This is a genomic window from Agromyces sp. Root81, from assembly GCF_001429165.1.
Taxonomy (GTDB): Bacteria; Actinomycetota; Actinomycetes; order Actinomycetales; family Microbacteriaceae; genus Agromyces.
In genome coordinates, this window is sequence record NZ_LMIR01000002.1 from 831,388 (window position 1) to 849,545 (window position 18,158).

Here is an 18,158-nt window from a genome sequence, read left to right on the forward strand (position 1 = left end):
CCTGGGCAGCGGCACCGACAGGGCGGGGTTCGACTCGGGGCGACGTCGGATGGGGGTGCCGGTGCGCTCCTCCGATGCTAGGGGGGTTCGGCACGCAGCGCACGCATTGGCCGCGGGGCTTCGTGAGATCGGCCGAACCGTCTCACATTCCCGAGCGACGCGATGAGAGCAGAGATTTACGCGAAGCGAGATCTCGAGACGTTCGAGTGAAACATGCCGTACCTAGCTTCGAGGAGTCGGCCGATCCCGGCCCGGCGACTCCGCATCGAAAGGGACTTCCATGACGTACGTCAAGCCGGCCGAACTCGTCGGAACGCTCATCGACGTCGGCGCATCCAAGGTCATGCTGTCGACGCGCGACACCATCGTCCGATCGATCATGGGCGGCGCGCTGCTCACGATCGCCGCCGCGTTCGCGATCACGGTCAGCGTGAGCACCGGCATCCCCGTGCTCGGCGCAGTGCTCTTCCCGGTCGGATTCATCATGCTCTACCTGCTCGGCTACGACCTGCTGACCGGGGTCTTCGTGCTCGCGCCGCTCGCCTGGCTCGACAAGCGACCGGGCGTCACCATCGGCGGCATCCTCCGCAACTGGGGCCTCGTCTTCGTCGGCAACTTCATCGGCGCGTTCACCGTCGCCGTGCTGATGGCGATCGTCGTCACCTACGGATTCTCGGTGCCGCCGAACGAGGTCGGTGAGGCGATCGGCCACATCGGCGAGGGCCGCACGGTCGGCTACGCCGAGCACGGCGCCGCGGGCATGCTCACGCTCTTCATCCGCGGCGTGCTCTGCAACTGGATGGTGTCGACGGGCGTGGTGCTCTCGATGATCGCGAAGGACGTGCCCGGCAAGGTCATCGCGATGTGGATGCCGATCATGCTCTTCTTCTTCATGGGCTTCGAGCACTCGATCGTGAACATGTTCCTGTTCCCGTCGGGGCTCATGCTCGGCGGCGACTTCACGATCATGGACTACCTCGTCTGGAACGAGATTCCGACCGTGGCGGGCAACCTCGTCGGCGGACTGGTCTTCACGGCGATCCCGCTGTACCTGACCTACGCGCGCGGCACCTCGCCGCGCACCCCGGTGCGGGCGAATCGATCGGGGTGGCGCCGCAAGGCCGCGCCGGTCGCGGAGCCGGCGCAGGTCGCAACGGCCGAGGTCCGCGAGACGACGCCCGTCGGCGCATAGCCGCGATTCGTTCGAGAGGAGCAGCAGCATGCGATTCACCGCAACCAGCCGGAAACACAACGCTGACGAGGGCGCAACACCGGACGCCTACGGTAACGCCATGACCACCGATGGCGACGACACGCGGATCGTCGTCGCCGGCGCCGGAATGGTCGCGCATCGCTTCCTCGAGAGCCTGCTCAGCCGGGGTGGCCCCGAATGGCGCGTCACCCTGATCGGCGATGAGCCGCGGCATCCGTACGACCGTGTGGGCCTGACCTCGTTCTTCGCCGGTTCGTCGCCCGACGACCTCGAGCTCGAGCGCGCTCACGTCGACGACGAACGCGTGCGGTTCCTCCGCGGCGACACGGTCGCGCGCATCGACCGGGCGGCAAGCCGCGTCACGACCCGCAGCGGCGTGAGCGTGGCCTACGACCACCTGGTGCTGGCGACCGGGTCGTACGCCGCCCGTCTCGCGGTCGACGGCTACGACCACGACGGATGCTTCGTCTACCGCACGCTCGACGATGTCGAGTCGCTCGAGGCGTTCGTCCGTCGCCGTTCGGCCGAGCTCGGCCGACCGCTCGTCGGCACGGTCATCGGCGGCGGCCTGCTCGGCCTCGAGGCGGCGGGCGCGCTGCAGGGCCTCGAGGTGGACTGCACGGTCGTGCAGTCGTCGGACCGGCTGATGTCGGCGCAGCTCGACCGCCCGGCGGGCGACGCGCTCCGACGATTGATCGAAGCACGCGGCATCCGTGTCGAGACCGAATCGGTCACGACCCGGCTCGACGCCGACCGCAGCGGCCAGGTCATCGGCCTGGAGTTCCGCGACGGCACGTACGCGCAGACCGACGTCGTCGTCTTCACCGTCGGCGTGCGCCCGCGCGACGAGCTCGCCCGGGGCGCCGAGCTCGACGTGCACCCGCGGGGCGGCGTGGTGATCGATGCCGCATGCCGCACCTCCGACCCGCGCATCTCGGCGATCGGCGAGGTCGCGAACTTCGACGGCATGTGCGTCGGCCTGGTGGCACCCGGGTACGCGATGGCCGAGGTCGCCGCGACCCGCCTTCTCGGCGGAGTGGCCGCGTTCCCCGGCTACGACCTCTCGACGAAGCTGAAGCTCTCGGGCGTCGACGTGGCGAGCTTCGGCGACGCGTTCGCCGAGACATCCGGTGCCCTCGATGTCGTCTACGCCGACCCGGTCGCGGGCGTCTACAAGAAGCTCGTACTCTCCGACGACGCGAAGACCCTGCTCGGCGGCATCCTCGTGGGCGACGCGTCGGCGTACGGGTCGCTCCGCCCACTCGTGGGCGGAGCGCTCGGCGGCGACCCCGTGGCGTACCTCGTGCCGTCGGGCGGCGTCGCGGCATCGACCGGCGAGCTCCCCGACGCCGCGCTCGTGTGCTCCTGCAACAGCGTCACCGCCGGCACGATCCGCACCGCGGTGCACGAGCAGGGCTGCACGGATGTCTCGGCGGTGAAGTCGTGCACGAAGGCCGGGGCGGCGTGCGGCTCGTGCGTGATGATGGTCAAGCAGATCGTCGGCGCGGAGCTGGCGAAGTCGGGGGCAGCGCTCAGCACCGCGCTCTGCGAGCACTTCGAACTGTCGCGCCGCGAGCTCTTCGACGCCGTGCGCGTCTCTGGCCTCTCGACGTTCAGCGCCGTCATCGCGCGGTTCGGCACCGGGCGCGGCTGCGATATCTGCAAGCCCGTGCTCGCCAGCATCCTGTCGACGCTCACCGGCACCCACGTGCTCGACGGCGAGAACGCGACCCTGCAGGACACGAACGACCACGTCATGGCGAACCTGCAGAAGGACGGCAGCTACTCGGTCGTCCCGCGCATCCCGGGCGGCGAGGTCACCCCCGAAGGGCTCCTCGTGATCGGCGAGGTCGCGCGGGACTTCGGGCTGTACACGAAGATCACGGGCGGTCAGCGCATCGACATGTTCGGTGCACGGCTGGAGCAGCTTCCCGACATCTGGCGGCGTCTCGTCGACGCCGGCTTCGAGTCCGGGCACGCGTACGGCAAGTCGCTGCGCACCGTGAAATCCTGCGTCGGTTCGACATGGTGCCGCTTCGGCGTGCAGGACGCTGTGGGCCTGGCGGTACAGCTCGAGCTGCGGTACCGCGGGCTGCGATCGCCGCACAAGCTCAAGCTCGGCGTCTCCGGCTGCGCCCGCGAGTGCGCCGAGGCGCGCGGCAAGGACGTGGGCGTCATCGCGACCGAGGCCGGCTGGAACATGTACATCGGCGGCAACGGCGGGTTCACGCCGCGTCACGCGGTGCTGCTCGCCGAGGGGCTGGACGACGACGAACTGCTCACCGCCATCGACCGGTTCCTGATGTACTACGTCTTCACGGCCGACCGGTTGCAGCGCACCGCACCGTGGTTCGAAGCACTCGATGGCGGCATCGACGGCCTGCGGGGCGTGATCTTCGACGATCGCCTCGGCATCTGCGCCGACCTCGACGCCGCGATGGCCCGCCACGTCGACACCTACGAAGACGAGTGGCGAGCCACGCTCGACGACCCCGAGAAGCTGCGCCGGTTCGCGTCGTTCGTGAACGCACCGACCACGCCCGACCCCTCGCTCGCGTACACCGCCGAGCGAGGGCAGCCCCGCCCGGCAACCGACGCCGAGCGCCTGGGCTCGGGCGTGCCCATCGCCGGAACGACACTGGAGGTACGCCGATGACGCTCATGGACTCCCCCACCCCGCTCGCGCCCGGGATCGGGCTCGCGTCGAGTGAGCCCGTGACCGACTGGGTGCGCGTGTGCGACGTCGCCGACCTCGAGGTCGAACGCGGCCGCGCGGCACTGCTCGGCGACGCGCAGATCGCGCTCTTCCTGCTGCACGACGGGCGCGTGCACGCGGTGTCGAACTTCGATCCCTACAGCCGGGCCAACGTCATCTCCCGCGGCATCGTCGGCTCCCGCGCGGATCGACCAACCGTCGCCTCGCCGATGTACAAGCAGGTCTTCGACCTCCGCACTGGAGCGTGTCTCGACACGCAGGGCAAGGAGCCGATGTCGCTGCCGACCTGGCCAGTGGCGGTGGACGGCCGCCGAGTGCTCGTGCAGTCGGTGTCGCAGTGACCTCTCCCGCACGTCCCGCCCTCTCGGCGACGCTCGCCGGCTGCACGATCGTCATCACCGTCGATCGTCGCTCCCTCGAGCTCGCCGCCGCCCTGGAGCGGCATGGCGCGAACGTGCGGCACGCACCCGCACTCACGATCGTTCCCCACATCGACGACGAGGCGCTGGTCGCGGCGACGTGGAGCCTCATCTCCCAGCCACCGGATGTCGTCGTCGTGACGACCGGCGTCGGCTTCCGCGGATGGATGGAGGCGGCCGACGAGGCGGGGCTGCTCGACGAGCTGCACACCGCGCTCTCGGGCGCGCAGCTCGTGGCGCGCGGGCCGAAGGCGCGCGGAGCGATCCAGCAGGCCGGGTTGACCGCTGACTGGGTCGCCGAGTCCGAGACGTCCGCCGAGCTCGGCGAGTTCCTGTTGGCCGAAGGCCTGGCCGGTCGCCGGGTCGCCGTGCAGCACCACGGTTCGGGCGCCGACGGGCTCGACGAGCTCTTCACGGGGGCTGGCGCCGACGTGGTCAGTCTCACGGTCTATCGCTGGGGCCCTCCGCCCGACCCCGCCGCGGTGTCGAAGTCGGTGGTCGCAACGGCTCAGGGCGAGGTCGACGTGGTGGTGTTCACCTCGGCCCCCGGCGCCGCCGAGTGGCTCACGGCCGCCGGGCGGGAAGGGGCGCTGCCCGACATCGTCGCCCGCTCCGACGCCGGGATGCTGCTGATCGCGGCCGTCGGTCCGATCACCGCGGGGCCCCTCGTCGTAGCGGGCATCACGCCGCTCGTGGCCGAGCGGGGCAGGCTGGGATCGCTCGTCCGCGCCGTCGTCACGTATTTCGGCGGCGGCCGGGCACCCGCGCTCGACACGACCGCCGGTCGACTCGAGATCCGAAGCACCGGTGTCGTGCTCGACGGCGGCTTCACCCCGCTCTCCCGCACCGGTGTCGCCGTGATCAGTCGGCTCTTCCAGGCGCAGGGTGATGTCGTCTCGCGACCGCAGCTCCTCTCGACCCTGCCGCGCTCCGGTGCGAATGCGCACGCGCTCGAGGTGGCGATCGCGCGCGTCAGGGAAGCGCTCGGCACGCCGTCGCTCATCAGGACCGTCGTCAAGCGCGGGTATCGGCTCGACGTCGACGACTCATTCGAGGACGCGCAGTGACCTCACGCGAATCGCGGGGCGTCGCGACGCTCCCGGCCGATACCGACGGTCAGCGTCCGAGTCGGTGCCGCTCCTGACCGATGAGCGACTGCAGGTACGTCACGCGGTTGAACACGTCCATGCGTTGGACCTCGTCGGCCACGGGGATGTTCTCGACATAGGACTGCCCGCCGGGCCCCCAGACGGTGACCGTGATGTACCCCGCGATGCGGCTCTCTCGTGCAAGGAGGAAGAGCAGGCTGAGGAGGAAGAACCAGATGAACAGCACCACCATGACGATCGCCCACGCCGGAGTGTGCGTCGTCACCTGCGTCTGATCCGCGGTCGAGACGTTGACCTCGGCGATCGGCCAGGTGCCACCCGGCGTCACCACATGGTGCTGCGTCGCATGGATGTTGCTGAGCGACACGAGGAAGGGAGCGGGCTGCTGCGGGGCGCCATGAGCAAGAGTCACGGTCACGACAGTACTGGTCGAGTCAGCGCTCGCGCACGATCCCGTCGGCCCGCATCGCCACCCACTGCACGAGCGGCAGCATGTGCTCCATGAGCTCCCGGCCGAGATCGGTGAGCGCGTACTCGACCCGCGGCGGCACCTCGGGATAGGAGGTGCGCACCACGATGCCGTCTGCCTCGAGGGTTCGCAGCGTCGAGGCGAGCATCTTCTCGCTGATGCCGTCGACCTCGCGGCGCAGCTCACCCCAGCGGTGCGTGCCATCGGTGAGTGCGAGCAGCACGAGCACGCCCCACTTGCTCATGATGTGGTCGAGCACGACGCGTGTGGGGCATCCGTCGGTGAAGACTTCGCCCGATGTTTCCCGGATCTCCGCAAGACTTACCACCATGTGGGTACCTTACTTCAAAGTGGGTACCACTGCGAGGGAAGGTTGGCGCGAGGCATCCGGTTGCCACTTGGTGACCGCAACCGGAAGGAACACCCGCACCATGACCATCCTCGTCACCGCCGCCTCGGGCCAGCTCGGCCGCCTCGTCGTCGACTCGCTGCTCGCCCGCGGCGCCGCCCCTGCCGACGTCGTGGCGAGCGCCCGCGACACCTCGAAGCTCGAGCAGTTCGCGGCCCGCGGCATCCGTACCGTCGAACTCGACTACGCGCGCCCCGAGACGATCGCCGCCGCCCTCGACGGGGTCGACACCGTGCTGCTCGTCTCCGGATCCGAGCCCGGCAACCGCGCCGCCCTGCACCAGAACGTCATCGACGCCGCGAAGGCCGCCGGCGTCACGAAGCTCGTGTACACGAGCGTGGCCGGGGCCGCGACCGCCGACTTCGTGCTCGCCCCCGACCACAAGGCCACCGAAGCGGCGATCGCCGCCTCGGGCGTTCCCGCCGTGATCGTGCGCCACAACTGGTACACCGAGAACTACGCAGCGGATGTCTCGCGCGCCGCCTCGACCGGCGTGATCGCCGCCTCCACGGCCGACGGGCGCGTCGCGAGCGCCACCCGCGCCGACCTCGCCGAGGGCGCCGCCGTCGTGCTGCTCGAAGACGGCCACCTCGGCCGGACCTACGAGTTCGGCGGCGACGTCGCCTGGAACTACGACGAGCTCGCGGCCGCGGCATCCGAGATCGTCGGCCGTGCCGTGACCTACACGCCGCTCACCACCGCGGAGCACGTGGCCGCGCTCGAGTCGGCCGGCCTCGACGCCGGCACCGCGGGCTTCGTCGCCGCGATCGACGACGGCATCGCGCGCGGTGTGCTGAGCGAGACGGATGGCACGCTCTCCCGCCTGCTCGGCCGCCCGACGACCTCCCTCGTCGACGGCCTGCGCGCGGTCGTCGCCGTCGAGGACGACGCCGCGGCCTGATCGCATCGTGGGGCGCACGACTCGTGGCGCCCCGCCGACGGGTCACTCGCTTGTCGATGCCCGACAAGCCGCTCGCGACATCCGGGCGGGCGCGCCAGACTCGTCTGCATGCCCGTGACACCTCGACGCCTCGCCATCGGCATGAGCCTGTGGATTCCGAACCTGTTCAGCGGCATCCGGGTGAAGCGATTCGCCCCCGACTGGACGAGCGCGACGGTGGAACTCCACATCAACGTCTTCACCCGCAATTACGTGAAGACCGCGTTCGGCGGCTCGATGTCGGCGATGACCGACCCCTACTTCTTCATGCTCGTGATGCACCAGATCGGACGCGACTACATCGTCTGGGACACCCGCGGCGAGATCGAGTTCGTCAAGCCTGGCCGAGGGGTGCTGACCGCGCAGTTCGCGGTGTCGCCCGAGAAGACGGCCGAGCTGCGCGAGCGCGCCCGCGGCGGAGCGAAGGTGCTCGAGTGGTTCGAGACCGAGATCACCGACCGGGACGGCGACGTCGTCGCACGGGTGCGCCGCGAGGTCTACGTGCGCGAGAAGAAGCGGGTGAGCGCAACCGACTCGGCCCCGTAGACGCTCGGACCGAGCGACCACGGGGCCGGAAGAGCTGACGGATGCCGCGGCATCCGCTCAGCGCTTGACGTCGTAGACCTGCTTGATGATGCCGTTCGAGTAGGCCTCGCACTCGACGAGGTCGAGGTGCGTGTACGGGTCGCCGTCGCCGAAGAGACGCTTGCCGTCGCCGAGCAGCACCGGGAAGACGAGCAGGTGGTACCGGTCGACGAGGCCGGCCGCTGCGAGGCCCTTCGCGAGGGTGGCGCTGCCGTGCACGATGATGGGCGCGCCGTCGCCCTCCTTGAGCTTCGCGACGTCGTCGAGCGAGCGCAGCACGTGCGTGTTGTTCCACTCGGGGTCGGACAGGGTGCTCGAGACGACGTACTTCGGCATCGCGTTGTACTCGGCGAAGTCGTCGACCATCGTGGGCCAGACCGGCGCGAACTCGTCGTAGCTGACGCGGCCGATGAGCATCGCGCCCGCCTCGAGCTGCTCCCGGCCCTTCAGCTCGTAGGCCTCCTCGACGAAGGGGACGTCCGTGAAAGTCCAGCCGGCCCGCGGGTGCGAGCCGCCGCCGGGCGAGTCGATGACGCCGTCGAGGCTGATGAACTCGGTGACGATGAGGGTGCGCATGATCGTGATTCCTTCCGAGTCGGTATCTCCGCTCTCATTCTGGCGTCGAACGGGAGTGCGTCGGATCGACATCGGGAAGAAAACGGATGTCCCGACTCTCGTCGAGCCGGGACATCCGGTGTTTCAGTCGCCCTTCACGTTGACGAGCTGCCGCAGTGTGTGACGGACCTTCACGAGCGACGCGGCATCCGTCATCACCCGGTCGATCGGCTTGTACGCCTGCGGGATCTCGTCGATGAACGCGTCGGTGTCACGGAACTCGATGCCCGTCATCGCCTCGCGCAACTGCTCATGCGTGAAGGTCTGCCGCGCCTTCGTCCGCGAGAACGAACGTCCAGCGCCGTGCGGCGAGGAGTTCAGCGACATCGGGTTGCCGAGTCCCTCGACGACGTACGACGCGGTGCCCATCGAGCCCGGGATGAGTCCGGGCCGACCGGCGTCCGCCTGGATGGCCCCCTTGCGCGACACCCACACCCGCTTGCCGAAGTGCTCCTCGCTCTCGGTGAAGTTGTGGTGGCAGTTGATGCGCTCCAGCTCCTGCACCGGTGCGCCGACCCACTCGCCGACCTGCCGGATGACGCGGTCCATCATCTCCTCGCGGTTGAGGAGGGCGAAGTGCTGCGCCCACCTGAGCTCGCGGATGTACTTCGTGAACTCGGGCGTGCCCTCGACGAGGTATGCGAGGTCGGGGTCGGGCAGGTCGATCCACCACTTCGTCGCGAGCCGTCGGGCGACCGCGATGTGATGCTGTGCGATCTTGTTGCCCACGCCCCGGCTGCCCGAGTGCAGGAACAACCACACCTGGTCGGTCTCGTCGACCGACACCTCGATGAAGTGGTTGCCGCTGCCGAGCGAACCGAGCTGCTCGCGCCAGTTGCCCGCGTAGGACGCCGGGTCGAAGCCCTTCGCCTCGGCGAGCGCCTCGAGCTCGGCGATGCGCGGCGCCGCCGTGGCGACGACCTTGCGGTTGTGCTTGCCCGCCGAGAGCGGAATGGCGCGCTCGATCTGCTCGCGCACCGGCCGCCGGTCGGCCGGCAGCTCCGCCCCGGTGAACTGCGTCTTGACCGCGATCATGCCGCAGCCGATGTCGACCCCGACGGCCGCGGGGATGATCGCCCCGAGGGTCGGGATGACCGAGCCGACCGTGGCGCCGAGCCCGAGGTGCGCATCGGGCATGAGCGCGAGGTGCGGGTAGATGAACGGCATCGTCGACGAGGTGCGGGCCTGCTCGACGGTCTTCTCGTCGATCAGGCTCGCCCACGAGACGAGCCGCTTCGTGATGGTCTCCATGTTCCTTTCCTGTCTTGCATGTGCGTTGCGTTGATCCGGGGGCCCGAGGCTCCCCGTCGCGCGCAGACAGAGAAACACCCCGGGCCTCGACGGGGCACGGGGTGACGAGATTCGCGAGCGGATGCCGCGTCGGCGTCAGTGTGCCGGGTCGAGAACCTGGTCGAGTTCGCGATTGAGCAGATAGCGCTGCGTGAACAGGGCCGGCTGCCCGGTGGCGGGCTCGACGAAGGAGGGCTTGCTCGTGCGCTGCAGAGACACGGTCATGGCCTTCCTTCCAGGTTCCGGGGATGCTGCGCGGAGTGCGCAGCCTTCGAACACTAGTGCTGCGGATGCCGCGAGGTCAATGCCTGGTCGAGGCATCCGACCCGCTGAGCGCTATGCACGCCGCTGCTCGGCCGACGCCTCCTCGGGCCCTTCGGCCGCGACCGGCTCACGCCTGCGGCGCGTCACGAGGTACGAGCCGGCGAGCACGAGGGTGAATCCAACGACCGTCCACACCGTGACCCGCTCGCCGAGCACGACCGCACCCGCGATGATCGCGACGGCGGGATTGACGTAGGTGATCGCGGTCGCCTTCACCGGACCGATCTCGGCGACCAGCCCCACCATCAACAGGAAGGCGAGCGCGCTGCAGACGACGGCGAGCACGACGATCGACACGATGACCGCCTGCGACGGCCACGCCGTCGGCCAGCCGCCCGTGAAGAGCACGAACGGCACGTAGACGACGGCCGTCGCCGCGAGCGACACGGCGACGACGCCGACGCCGGGCAGGTCGGACATCCACCGCGCCAGGATCGCCGGGCCGAGCGCGTAGCCCACCACGACGACCGCCATCTGCGCGACCGCGATCAGGTCGGAGCCCGCGATGTCGAGGCCGACGAGCGCCGCGACGCCGAGCATCCCGAGCGCGATGCCGAGCCAGTTCATACGCGAGAGGCGCTCGGGGCGCCCCATCGCGAACGCGATCGCCACCCCGGCGAGCGGCACGGTGGCGAGCAGCAGGCCAGCGGTCGAGCTGGGCAGGCGCTGCTCCGCCGAGCTCAGGAAGTACCACGGGAGGATGATCTCGACGATCGTGTAGGCGAGCATCGGCTTCCACCGGCGCACCACGACCGCCACCTCCCGGCGGAAGAACGCCAGCGGCAGCAGCAGGATCGCAGCCAGGGCGGACCGCCCCAGCACCACCATCGCCGGGTCCAGCTCGCTCACCGCCACCTTGATGAACAGGTACGGGATGCCCCAGGCGATGCCGAGCGCGGCGAACAGGATCAGCCCTCGACGAGTCACCGGATCATTCTGTCGCTCGGGCCGTGCGGCCGCGACGGATGCGCTGCCGAATCGCGGCGACATCCCGCCATCGGGCGCACTCGCGTGCAAGGCTCCGGTACTTCGGTACTTCGGTACCGACAGCGAGCAGGCGGATGCCGCGGCATCCGCTCTACGATCGCACCATGAGCGATGCACGACAGCCGGGCGAATCCGAGGAGCCGGACCGGCCCGACGGACCGTGGTGGACCGGCGAAGACGACGTCGGCGGCATCGGCTTCGCCCGCTTCTTCGCGTACACGGCTCTGCTCATCGCGATCGGCGCGCTCGTCATGGCCGTGGCCGCGCCGCTCGAGGGCGACGCGCTGCGCACCGTGTGGATCGCGGGCTTCGCCGCGACGGCGATGTGGATCGCGTTCATGGCCGTGCCCCGGTACCGCCGCGAGGGCGCGCGGGTCTCCCCCGCCGTGCCGATCACGATGGCCCTCGGCGGGCTCACGATCGCGATCATGATCTACGCGTTCGCCGCCATCGCCCTCGCGTCGACCGGCGTGCACCTGCCGGCGCCGGCGTACTGGTTCGGCGAGACGGTCGCGCCGAGCACCGTGAACGTCTGAGTCATCCGCTCGCTCGGCCCGAAGCCGCTCCGCTCGACGCAGAACGTCACGGGCGCGCCGCCCTGCGGCGTCACATGACGCAGCCGTGAGCCCTCGAACGGCGCCGAAGCCCCGGAACGGCGACATATGCAGTCATAGGCATTCACAGTGCGACACGAGGCGATCCGATGCCCGCGTCGCTCAATAGCGTCGGGCCATGCACCGAACCCCGTACCGTCGCCGCGCCGCTCGGAGCGCGACGGCAACTCGGGCAACGACCTGCACATCCGCGACACCGGCTCGGAGTTCGCGGACTTCTACAGCGACCTCGTCACGAAGTACCTGCCGAACCTCGTCACCCAGTACGTGCCCGGGGTCTCGGGCCAGGTCGACTACTTCCCGGGCGGAGACACCTCGAAGGCGCTCGCCACGGCGAAGAAGCTGCAGGTGCCCTACCTGCTCGAGTACGACCGCTCACGCAGCGTCGGCGGCCAGCCCGCGCCGATCGCGCAGCAGTGGATCCACGCCAACGGCGACGGCACCTACAAGGAGTACATGACCGAGTGGTGGTACGTGAACGACCTGCCCGGCCGGTACGCCGACCGACCCGACCCCGCAGGTCTCGCCGCGCAGCTCGCGTTCGCCGATGAGGCGATCGCCGCCCTCGGCACGTTCTTCGAGGCCCTGCCCTGCCATCCGGAGGTGGTCGCGACCGCTCCCGTCGCGCCCGACGCGCCGGTGGCGACGGTCGCCGGCACCGCCGTGACCGTCTCATGGACGGCGCCCTCCGACGGCGGCTCGCCGATCACGGAGTACCTCGTCTCGCTGAACGGCGGCGCCCCGGTCTCGGTGCCCGCCGGCACGACGACGCGTACCTTCACCGGCCTCGCGAGCGGCGAGTACACCGCGACGGTCGCCGCACGCAACGCGGCGGGCACCTCTGCGGCATCCGCCGCCTCGGCCGCCGTGACCGTCGTGGCGCCGCCCGCCGTCGACCCGACGACGGTGAAGGGCGCGGTCGCGGTGGCATCGGCGGGCTCCGGCACCGCGTTCGTGGACGTGCTCGGATGGCTCGCGCTCGCACTTCTCGCCGCCGGCGGGGCCGTCTACGCCGTCGTTCGGGTACGCGCCCGACACGCGAAGTAGCAACAGTTCGACCGATCGGGGGTGGATGCCACGCGGCATCCGCCCCCGTTCTCGTTGCCGAGAACGCCCTCGGCATGCTGGGATGAGGCATGAGCCTCACCGACCCGAGCGAGACCCGCCGCCTCCGCACCGAACGCCGCCGACCGGTCGTGCGCGGCATCGTCAGCGCCGTGCTCCTCGCCTCGTTCGCGGTGGCCGGCTTCGTCTGGGGCCGGTTGTTCGCCGACGGCATCGACACCGCGGATGCTGCACTGCAGGTCGTCGCCATCGTGAGCGGCATCATCGCCTGGGGCGGTTTCCTCATCTTCTCGATCGCGACGTTCGGCTCATGGCGCGGCGGGCCGCTCGTGCTCGGGCTCGCACTGTTCCTGCTCGGTGCCGGGCTGGTCTGGCCGGTGCTGCAGAGCGAGGCTTCGCTCCTCGACTTCCCGGGCTGGCTCGGGCTGCTGTTCATCGCGATCGGGGTGTTCATCTGGGTCATGACCGTCGTGGCCCGGGCCGGGCAGCGCCGCCGCGTCGTGCGCGAACTGCAGACGCTGTCGGACGGCGTCGAGACCACGGCGACGGTCACCCGCGTGCCGCCCGGGCCGAACCCGACGAGCCGCGGCCTGTGGGCGGCGGTGACCTTCACGTTCACGGATGCCTCGGGCGCCCAGCGCTGGGTCGAGCGCACGATGCTCATCCGCCGTGCCGGCGACGTGAAGGTCGGCGACACGACCCGGCTCTGGTACGACCGCGCCGACCCCGGCGCCGACCGGGGCATCGTCGTCGAACTCGCGCGCGACAACCCGTTGCGCATGGCGCGCTGAGGCGCATGTCCGCCTGAGACATCCGCTCGCTCGACCCGGCCTCGTCGGCCACTAGGCTCGACGGCAGTGACACGGGGTGCCGTGCGCCGCTTCACCCGAAGCGGGCATGGCTGAGAACACACCCGTCGAACCTGATCTAGTTCGAACTAGCGAAGGGATGTCGCGTTGAGCGATCGTCTGTCCATCGACCCTGCCCACTCGAGCGCACACCTGCTCGACCGACTCCGCGACCGAGCGCCACTCGTGCAGTGCATCACGAACACCGTGGTCTCGGGCTTCACCGCGAACGCGCTGCTCGCGATCGGCGCGGCCCCTGCCATGGTCGACATCGTCGGCGAGTCGGCCGCGTTCGCGCGAATCGCGAGCGGCCTCCTCGTGAACCTCGGCACGCCGTCGCCCGAGCAGCGCGCTGCTGCCCGCGAGGCCGTCGGCGCCGCCTATGAAGCGGGCACGCCGTGGGTGCTCGACCCGGTCGCCATCGGCGCCCTGCCCATCCGCACGGCGCTTGCGCATGAACTCGTCGAGCTGCGACCGGCTGTCATCCGCGGCAACGCGAGCGAGATCCTCGCCCTCGCCGGTGTCGGAGCGGGCGGCCGCGGCGTCGATGCCGCCGACTCGACGGAGGCCGCCGCCGAAGCCGCTGGGCTGCTCGCCGCCCGGTTCGGCTCGGTCGTCGCCGTGTCGGGCCCCGTCGACCTCATCACCGACGGACGCAGCACGGTGCGCATATCGAACGGCGACGCCCTGCTCACTCGCGTCACCGGCGGCGGGTGCGCCCTCGGGGCTGTGACGGCCGCGTTCGTCGCGATCGCCGACGACGCCTTCACCGGCGCGGTCGCCGCGACGCTCGTCTACACGGTGGCCGCGGAGTTGGCCGCGGCCGGCGCCGGGGGTCCCGGCACGTTCGCGCCGAGGTTCCTCGACGCGCTCGCGGCGGTCGGTCCGGCAGACGTGCAGGAGCGCGCACGTGTCTCCGGTGTGCTCGGAGACGCTGCCGGGGCGGCATCCGCCATCGCGGCATCCGCCGTCGCCTCCGGAGCCGACGCGTGAGCGCCCGCACGGCCCTCGACCTCTCGACCTACCTCGTCACCGACGCCGCGCTCTGCGGCGAGCGCGGCGTCGCCTCCGTGGTCGCCGCGGCCGTCGACGGCGGGGTGCGCGTCGTGCAACTGCGCGACAAGGTCGACAGCACGTCGAACCTGCTCCGCCTGCTCGAGGAGCTCGCGACCGCGATCGACGGCCGTGCCGTGCTGCTCGTGAACGATCGCCTCGACCTCGCGATCGCGGCGCGGGCGAGCGGCCTGCCCGTCGACGGCGTGCACCTCGGCCAGGGCGATGCCGCGGCGGCCATCGCCCGCGACCGGCTCGGCCCCGACGCCGTCGTCGGCCTCACTGCGAATGCGTCCGCCCATCTCGAGGCACTGCGTCGGATGCCGCGAGGCACCGTCGACTACCTCGGCGTCGGCGTCATCCGGCCGACGTCGACGAAGCCCGATCATCCGCCCGCACTCGGCATCGACGGCTTCGCGCGCTTCGCGGCCGAGGCGGAGCTGCCGTGCGTCGCGATCGGCGGCATCACGCTGTCCGACGTGGCACCGCTCCGCGAGGCCGGCGCCGCCGGCGTGGCGCTCGTGTCGGCGATCTGCACGGCCGACGACCCGCGAGCAGCGGCCCGAGAACTCACGGATCGATGGGAGGCGGCACGTTGACCGCACGAGTATTGAGCATCGCAGGCAGCGACCCCTCTGGCGGCGCCGGCATCCAGGCCGACCTGAAGTCGATCTCGGCCGTCGGCGGCTACGGCATGGCCGCGATCACCGCCCTCACCGCGCAGAACACGCGAGGGGTGCACGAGGTGCACGTGCCGCCGGCGAGCTTCCTCGCCGCACAGCTCGACGCGATCACCGACGACATCACAGTCGACGCGGTGAAGCTCGGCATGCTGGCGAACGCGGAGGTCATCCGCACCGTCGCCGAGTGGCTCGCACGCACCCGCCCGCCGATCGTCGTGCTCGACCCGGTCATGGTCGCCACGAGCGGCGACCGCCTGCTCGACGCGGACGCCGAGTCGGCGATGCGCGAGCTGCTGCCGCTCGCCGACCTCGTCACCCCGAACCTGGGCGAGCTGGCGGTGCTCGCGGGCTCCGGCGACGGGCCTCCGATCGTGGCGACGACATGGGCAGAGGCGATCGAGCAGGCCGAGAGCGTCTCGGCGCGATACGGCGTGCGGGTGCTCGCGAAGGGCGGCCACCTCGTCGGCGACGCCGCACCAGACGCCCTCGTCGACGCCGGCACCGCGACGATCGTCGACTTCGGCGGCGATCGCATCGCCACGACGGCGACGCACGGCACCGGGTGCTCGCTCTCCTCGGCGATCGCGACCCTCGCCGCCGAGCACGGCGACTGGCCGGCCGCGATCACCGAGGCCCGTCGCTGGCTGCGCGAGTCGCTGCGCCACGGCGAGGCCCTCGGGGTCGGCGGCGGGCACGGCCCGATCAACCATTTCGCCGGGCTCTGGGCGCGCGGCGGCACCCGCACCGCGCCGACGCCGACCGAGGTCGAGGCCGAGTGGTGGGGCGGCATCGCCGACGTGCGGCGAGACATCGACGAACTGCCGTTCATCCGCGGCCTCGCCGACGGTTCCCTCGCGCGCGAACCGTTCCTCGACTACCTCGCCCAGGATGCGCTCTACCTCCGCGATTACGCTCGCGTCCTCTCGGAGGCCGCGAGACTCGCACCGGATGCCCCGGCGCAGGCGTTCTGGGCGAACTCCGCGCACGGTTCGATCGTCGGCGAGTTCGAGCTGCACGAGAGCTGGCTCGGCCCGGCGGCCGGGCGCAGCGCGCGCGACGGGGCGGGCGCCGGCGACTTCCCGGTCGCTGAACCCGACGCCGCCACGACCGCCTATCTCGACCATCTGCTCGCGACCGCGGCCCGCGGCGACTACGCCGTGCTGGTCGCCGCGCTGCTGCCCTGCTTCTGGATCTACACCGACCTCGGCGCGCGCCTCGCCGCAGGCGAGTTCGGGGCGCAGGCGCTCGATCCGGAGCATCCGTACGCCTCATGGCTCGCGACCTACGCCGACCCGGCGTTCGCGATCGCGACCCGGGAGGCGATCGCGATCACGACCGCGGCCGCCTCGCGCGCGACGCCGGCGGTCCGTGAGCGGATGCACCGGGCGTTCCGCGTCTCGTCCGAGCACGAGCTGGCGTTCTTCGCAGCTCCCGTCGCGGCCGCGCCGGCGGCCGGGGCGGCGCCCTCTGGGGCGGTGATCGCGTGAGCGGCGCATCGACGGCGCTCGAGACCGCGCCCGCCGAGGGCGCGCCTGCCGACCCGGCCCGAAGCCGCCGTGCCGTCACCGCGGCGGCCTTCGGCACCGTGCTCGAGTGGTACGACTTCTTCCTCTACGGCACGGCCGCGGCGCTCGTCTTCCCGACGCTGTTCTTCCCCGCCGACGATCCGCTCACGAGCCTGCTGCTCTCGTTCGCCGTGTTCGCGACGGGCTTCGTCGCGCGCCCGCTCGGCGGGCTCGTCTCGGGGTACCTCGGCGACCGCTTCGGCCGGCGGCGCGTGCTCGTGGCGACGCTGCTCACGATGGGCGTCGCCACCGCCCTCATCGGCCTGCTGCCGACGCATGCGCAGATCGGAGCGCTCGCGCCCGTGCTGCTCGTCGCGCTGCGGCTCGTGCAGGGGCTCGCGACGGGCGGGGAGTGGAGCGGCGCAGTGCTGCTCGCCCTCGAGCAGTCGACCGAGCGACGTGGGTTCCGCGGGGCGTTCATCTCGAGCGCGGTGTACCTGGGGCTCATCCTCGGCAACCTCGCCTTCGTGGTGCTCGTCGCCGTGCTCGACGAGCAGGCGCTCTACGACTGGGGCTGGCGGGTGCCGTTCGTCGCGAGCCTCGTGCTCGTCGCGATCGGCTGGCGACTGCGCCGCCGGGTCGACGAGTCGCCCGAGTTCGTCGCGATGATCGAGGCTCGGCGGGAGGCCAGACGGCCGACCGCCGAGGTGCTGCGCCGGCCCCGCGGCATCCTCGCCGTCTTCCTCGTGCGCGTCGGGGTCAACACGACCTTCTACGTCGTCTCGGTGTTCTGCCTGAGCTACGCGACGACGGTCGTCGGAATGCCTCGCGAGGTCACCCTCACCGCCCTCCTCGTGGGGGCGGCCGTCGCCGCGGTGCTGTGCCCGTTCTGGGGCGCGCTCGGCGACCGCATCGGTCCGCGCAGCCTCGTGGTGTGGAGCCTCGTCGCCTTCGCCGTGCTGGCCGCGCCGCTCTTCCTCGTGCTCGACACGGGGTCGGCGGCGCTCGTCGTCGGCGTCGTGGTCGCCGCGATCGGCATCGTGAACTCGGCCTCCGACGGTGTGCAGCCCGCCTACTTCACCGCGATGTTCGACACGCGCGTGCGGTACTCGGGCATCTCGATCGGCCGCGAGGCGGGCGCGATCGTCGGCGGCGGGCTCGCGCCGCTCGCGGCGACCGCGCTGCTCGCCCAGGCTGGGCACTGGTGGCCGATCGCCGTCATGATGGCCGTCGCAGCGATCGTCGGGCTCGTCGGCACGGCGATCGCGCCACGCGAAGCGGGGCATCGCCCGGAGTGACCCCGGCGTCGACGAC

Annotated in this window: 19 protein-coding genes and 1 riboswitch; of the genes, 13 read left to right on the plus strand and 6 right to left on the minus strand. The window is 71.0% G+C overall.

Going from position 1 to position 18,158, the window contains the following annotated elements; genetic code table 11:
• Nucleotides 1-280: 280 nt before the first annotated feature.
• The 4 genes from ASE14_RS08925 to ASE14_RS08940 all read left to right on the plus strand — a co-directional run bounded on the left by ASE14_RS08925 (nt 281) and on the right by ASE14_RS08940 (nt 5,415).
• Complete coding sequence (locus ASE14_RS08925) at nt 281-1,192, plus strand: formate/nitrite transporter family protein (protein WP_082600377.1); 912 nt, start codon at nt 281-283, stop codon at nt 1,190-1,192.
• Nucleotides 1,193-1,292: 100 nt separating this feature from the next.
• On the plus strand, nt 1,293-3,869 hold the full coding sequence (gene nirB / locus ASE14_RS08930; RefSeq protein ID WP_200953298.1) for a nitrite reductase large subunit NirB: 2,577 nt from the start codon (nt 1,293-1,295) through the stop codon (nt 3,867-3,869).
• A complete protein-coding gene (nirD, locus tag ASE14_RS08935; protein ID WP_082600379.1) occupies nt 3,866-4,270 on the plus strand; it encodes a nitrite reductase small subunit NirD in 405 nt (134 codons plus the stop codon). The genes nirB and nirD overlap by 4 nt, the downstream gene beginning before the upstream one ends.
• Nucleotides 4,267-5,415, plus strand: coding sequence for a uroporphyrinogen-III synthase (locus ASE14_RS08940; protein WP_056653711.1), 1,149 nt, complete (start codon nt 4,267-4,269; stop codon nt 5,413-5,415). Before nirD ends, ASE14_RS08940 begins: the two co-directional genes overlap by 4 nt.
• 49 nt (nt 5,416-5,464) lie before the next feature.
• Here the strand turns inward: ASE14_RS08940 and ASE14_RS08945 are convergent, their stop codons facing one another.
• Together ASE14_RS08945 and ASE14_RS08950 are read right to left on the minus strand one after the other, a co-directional pair.
• On the minus strand, nt 5,465-5,869 hold the full coding sequence (locus ASE14_RS08945) for a hypothetical protein (RefSeq protein ID WP_157372897.1): 405 nt from the start codon (nt 5,867-5,869) through the stop codon (nt 5,465-5,467).
• 22 nt (nt 5,870-5,891) lie between these two features.
• The gene (locus tag ASE14_RS08950; protein ID WP_056653719.1) at nt 5,892-6,257 is read right to left on the minus strand and encodes a helix-turn-helix domain-containing protein; all 366 of its coding nucleotides are present in this window, start codon (nt 6,255-6,257) and stop codon (nt 5,892-5,894) included.
• A 100-nt stretch (nt 6,258-6,357) separates the two neighbouring features.
• On the opposite strand from ASE14_RS08950, the gene ASE14_RS08955 reads away from it, so the two are divergent.
• Together ASE14_RS08955 and ASE14_RS08960 are read left to right on the plus strand one after the other, a co-directional pair.
• A complete protein-coding gene (locus ASE14_RS08955) occupies nt 6,358-7,236 on the plus strand; it encodes an SDR family oxidoreductase (RefSeq protein ID WP_056653722.1) in 879 nt (292 codons plus the stop codon).
• Nucleotides 7,237-7,344: 108 nt separating this feature from the next.
• Nucleotides 7,345-7,821, plus strand: a complete 477-nt coding sequence (locus tag ASE14_RS08960; protein ID WP_056653725.1) for a DUF4442 domain-containing protein — start codon at nt 7,345-7,347, stop codon at nt 7,819-7,821.
• Between the two features lie 57 nt (nt 7,822-7,878).
• On the opposite strand, the gene ASE14_RS08965 is transcribed toward ASE14_RS08960, so the two are convergent.
• From ASE14_RS08965 to ASE14_RS08975, 4 genes are all read right to left on the minus strand, one after another.
• On the minus strand, nt 7,879-8,436 hold the full coding sequence (locus ASE14_RS08965) for a dihydrofolate reductase family protein (RefSeq protein ID WP_056656044.1): 558 nt from the start codon (nt 8,434-8,436) through the stop codon (nt 7,879-7,881).
• Between the two features lie 123 nt (nt 8,437-8,559).
• Nucleotides 8,560-9,726, minus strand: coding sequence for an RtcB family protein (locus ASE14_RS08970; RefSeq protein WP_056653727.1), 1,167 nt, complete (start codon nt 9,724-9,726; stop codon nt 8,560-8,562).
• 135 nt (nt 9,727-9,861) lie between these two features.
• On the minus strand, nt 9,862-9,990 hold the full coding sequence (locus ASE14_RS21340) for a hypothetical protein (RefSeq protein WP_255356078.1): 129 nt from the start codon (nt 9,988-9,990) through the stop codon (nt 9,862-9,864).
• A gap of 111 nt (nt 9,991-10,101) precedes the next feature.
• Entirely contained in the window at nt 10,102-11,016 is a 915-nt protein-coding gene (locus ASE14_RS08975) for a DMT family transporter (protein ID WP_157372898.1), read from the minus strand.
• A gap of 164 nt (nt 11,017-11,180) precedes the next feature.
• Here ASE14_RS08975 and ASE14_RS08980 point away from each other — a divergent pair, with 164 nt between their 5' ends.
• The 7 genes from ASE14_RS08980 (at nt 11,181) to ASE14_RS09010 (ending at nt 18,142) form a co-directional block, all read left to right on the plus strand.
• A complete protein-coding gene (locus ASE14_RS08980) occupies nt 11,181-11,612 on the plus strand; it encodes a hypothetical protein (protein WP_157372899.1) in 432 nt (143 codons plus the stop codon).
• A 147-nt stretch (nt 11,613-11,759) separates the two neighbouring features.
• A complete protein-coding gene (locus ASE14_RS08985) occupies nt 11,760-12,737 on the plus strand; it encodes a fibronectin type III domain-containing protein (protein ID WP_056653732.1) in 978 nt (325 codons plus the stop codon).
• Nucleotides 12,738-12,826: 89 nt separating this feature from the next.
• Nucleotides 12,827-13,546: a hypothetical protein gene (locus tag ASE14_RS08990; RefSeq protein ID WP_056653737.1), complete on the plus strand. Its 720-nt coding sequence runs from the start codon at nt 12,827-12,829 to the stop codon at nt 13,544-13,546.
• 62 nt (nt 13,547-13,608) lie between these two features.
• A riboswitch (TPP riboswitch) is annotated at nt 13,609-13,721 on the plus strand.
• Entirely contained in the window at nt 13,712-14,596 is an 885-nt protein-coding gene (gene thiM / locus ASE14_RS08995) for a hydroxyethylthiazole kinase (RefSeq protein ID WP_200953299.1), read from the plus strand. It overlaps the preceding riboswitch by 10 nt.
• Nucleotides 14,593-15,255, plus strand: coding sequence for a thiamine phosphate synthase (gene thiE, locus ASE14_RS21185; RefSeq protein ID WP_056653739.1), 663 nt, complete (start codon nt 14,593-14,595; stop codon nt 15,253-15,255). The genes thiM and thiE overlap by 4 nt, the downstream gene beginning before the upstream one ends.
• Complete coding sequence (locus ASE14_RS09005; protein ID WP_235511154.1) at nt 15,252-16,826, plus strand: bifunctional hydroxymethylpyrimidine kinase/phosphomethylpyrimidine kinase; 1,575 nt, start codon at nt 15,252-15,254, stop codon at nt 16,824-16,826. The genes thiE and ASE14_RS09005 overlap by 4 nt, the downstream gene beginning before the upstream one ends.
• Nucleotides 16,823-18,142, plus strand: coding sequence for an MFS transporter (locus ASE14_RS09010; protein WP_056653747.1), 1,320 nt, complete (start codon nt 16,823-16,825; stop codon nt 18,140-18,142). The genes ASE14_RS09005 and ASE14_RS09010 overlap by 4 nt, the downstream gene beginning before the upstream one ends.
• Nucleotides 18,143-18,158: the final 16 nt, after the last annotated feature.

What these genes read in the sequence shown, in the direction of transcription:
- ASE14_RS08960 (WP_056653725.1), top strand. Translation starts at nt 7,345, where the DNA reads ATGCCCGTGACACCTCGACGCCTCGCCATCGGCATGAGCCTGTGGATT.
- ASE14_RS08965 (WP_056656044.1), bottom strand. Translation starts at nt 8,436, where the DNA reads ATGCGCACCCTCATCGTCACCGAGTTCATCAGCCTCGACGGCGTCATC.
- nirD (WP_082600379.1), top strand. Translation starts at nt 3,866, where the DNA reads ATGACGCTCATGGACTCCCCCACCCCGCTCGCGCCCGGGATCGGGCTC.
- nirB (WP_200953298.1), top strand. Translation starts at nt 1,293, where the DNA reads ATGACCACCGATGGCGACGACACGCGGATCGTCGTCGCCGGCGCCGGA.
- ASE14_RS08990 (WP_056653737.1), top strand. Translation starts at nt 12,827, where the DNA reads ATGAGCCTCACCGACCCGAGCGAGACCCGCCGCCTCCGCACCGAACGC.
- ASE14_RS08970 (WP_056653727.1), bottom strand. Translation starts at nt 9,726, where the DNA reads ATGGAGACCATCACGAAGCGGCTCGTCTCGTGGGCGAGCCTGATCGAC.
- ASE14_RS08955 (WP_056653722.1), top strand. Translation starts at nt 6,358, where the DNA reads ATGACCATCCTCGTCACCGCCGCCTCGGGCCAGCTCGGCCGCCTCGTC.
- ASE14_RS08950 (WP_056653719.1), bottom strand. Translation starts at nt 6,257, where the DNA reads ATGGTGGTAAGTCTTGCGGAGATCCGGGAAACATCGGGCGAAGTCTTC.
- ASE14_RS08980 (WP_157372899.1), top strand. Translation starts at nt 11,181, where the DNA reads ATGAGCGATGCACGACAGCCGGGCGAATCCGAGGAGCCGGACCGGCCC.
- ASE14_RS21340 (WP_255356078.1), bottom strand. Translation starts at nt 9,990, where the DNA reads ATGACCGTGTCTCTGCAGCGCACGAGCAAGCCCTCCTTCGTCGAGCCC.
- ASE14_RS08925 (WP_082600377.1), top strand. Translation starts at nt 281, where the DNA reads ATGACGTACGTCAAGCCGGCCGAACTCGTCGGAACGCTCATCGACGTC.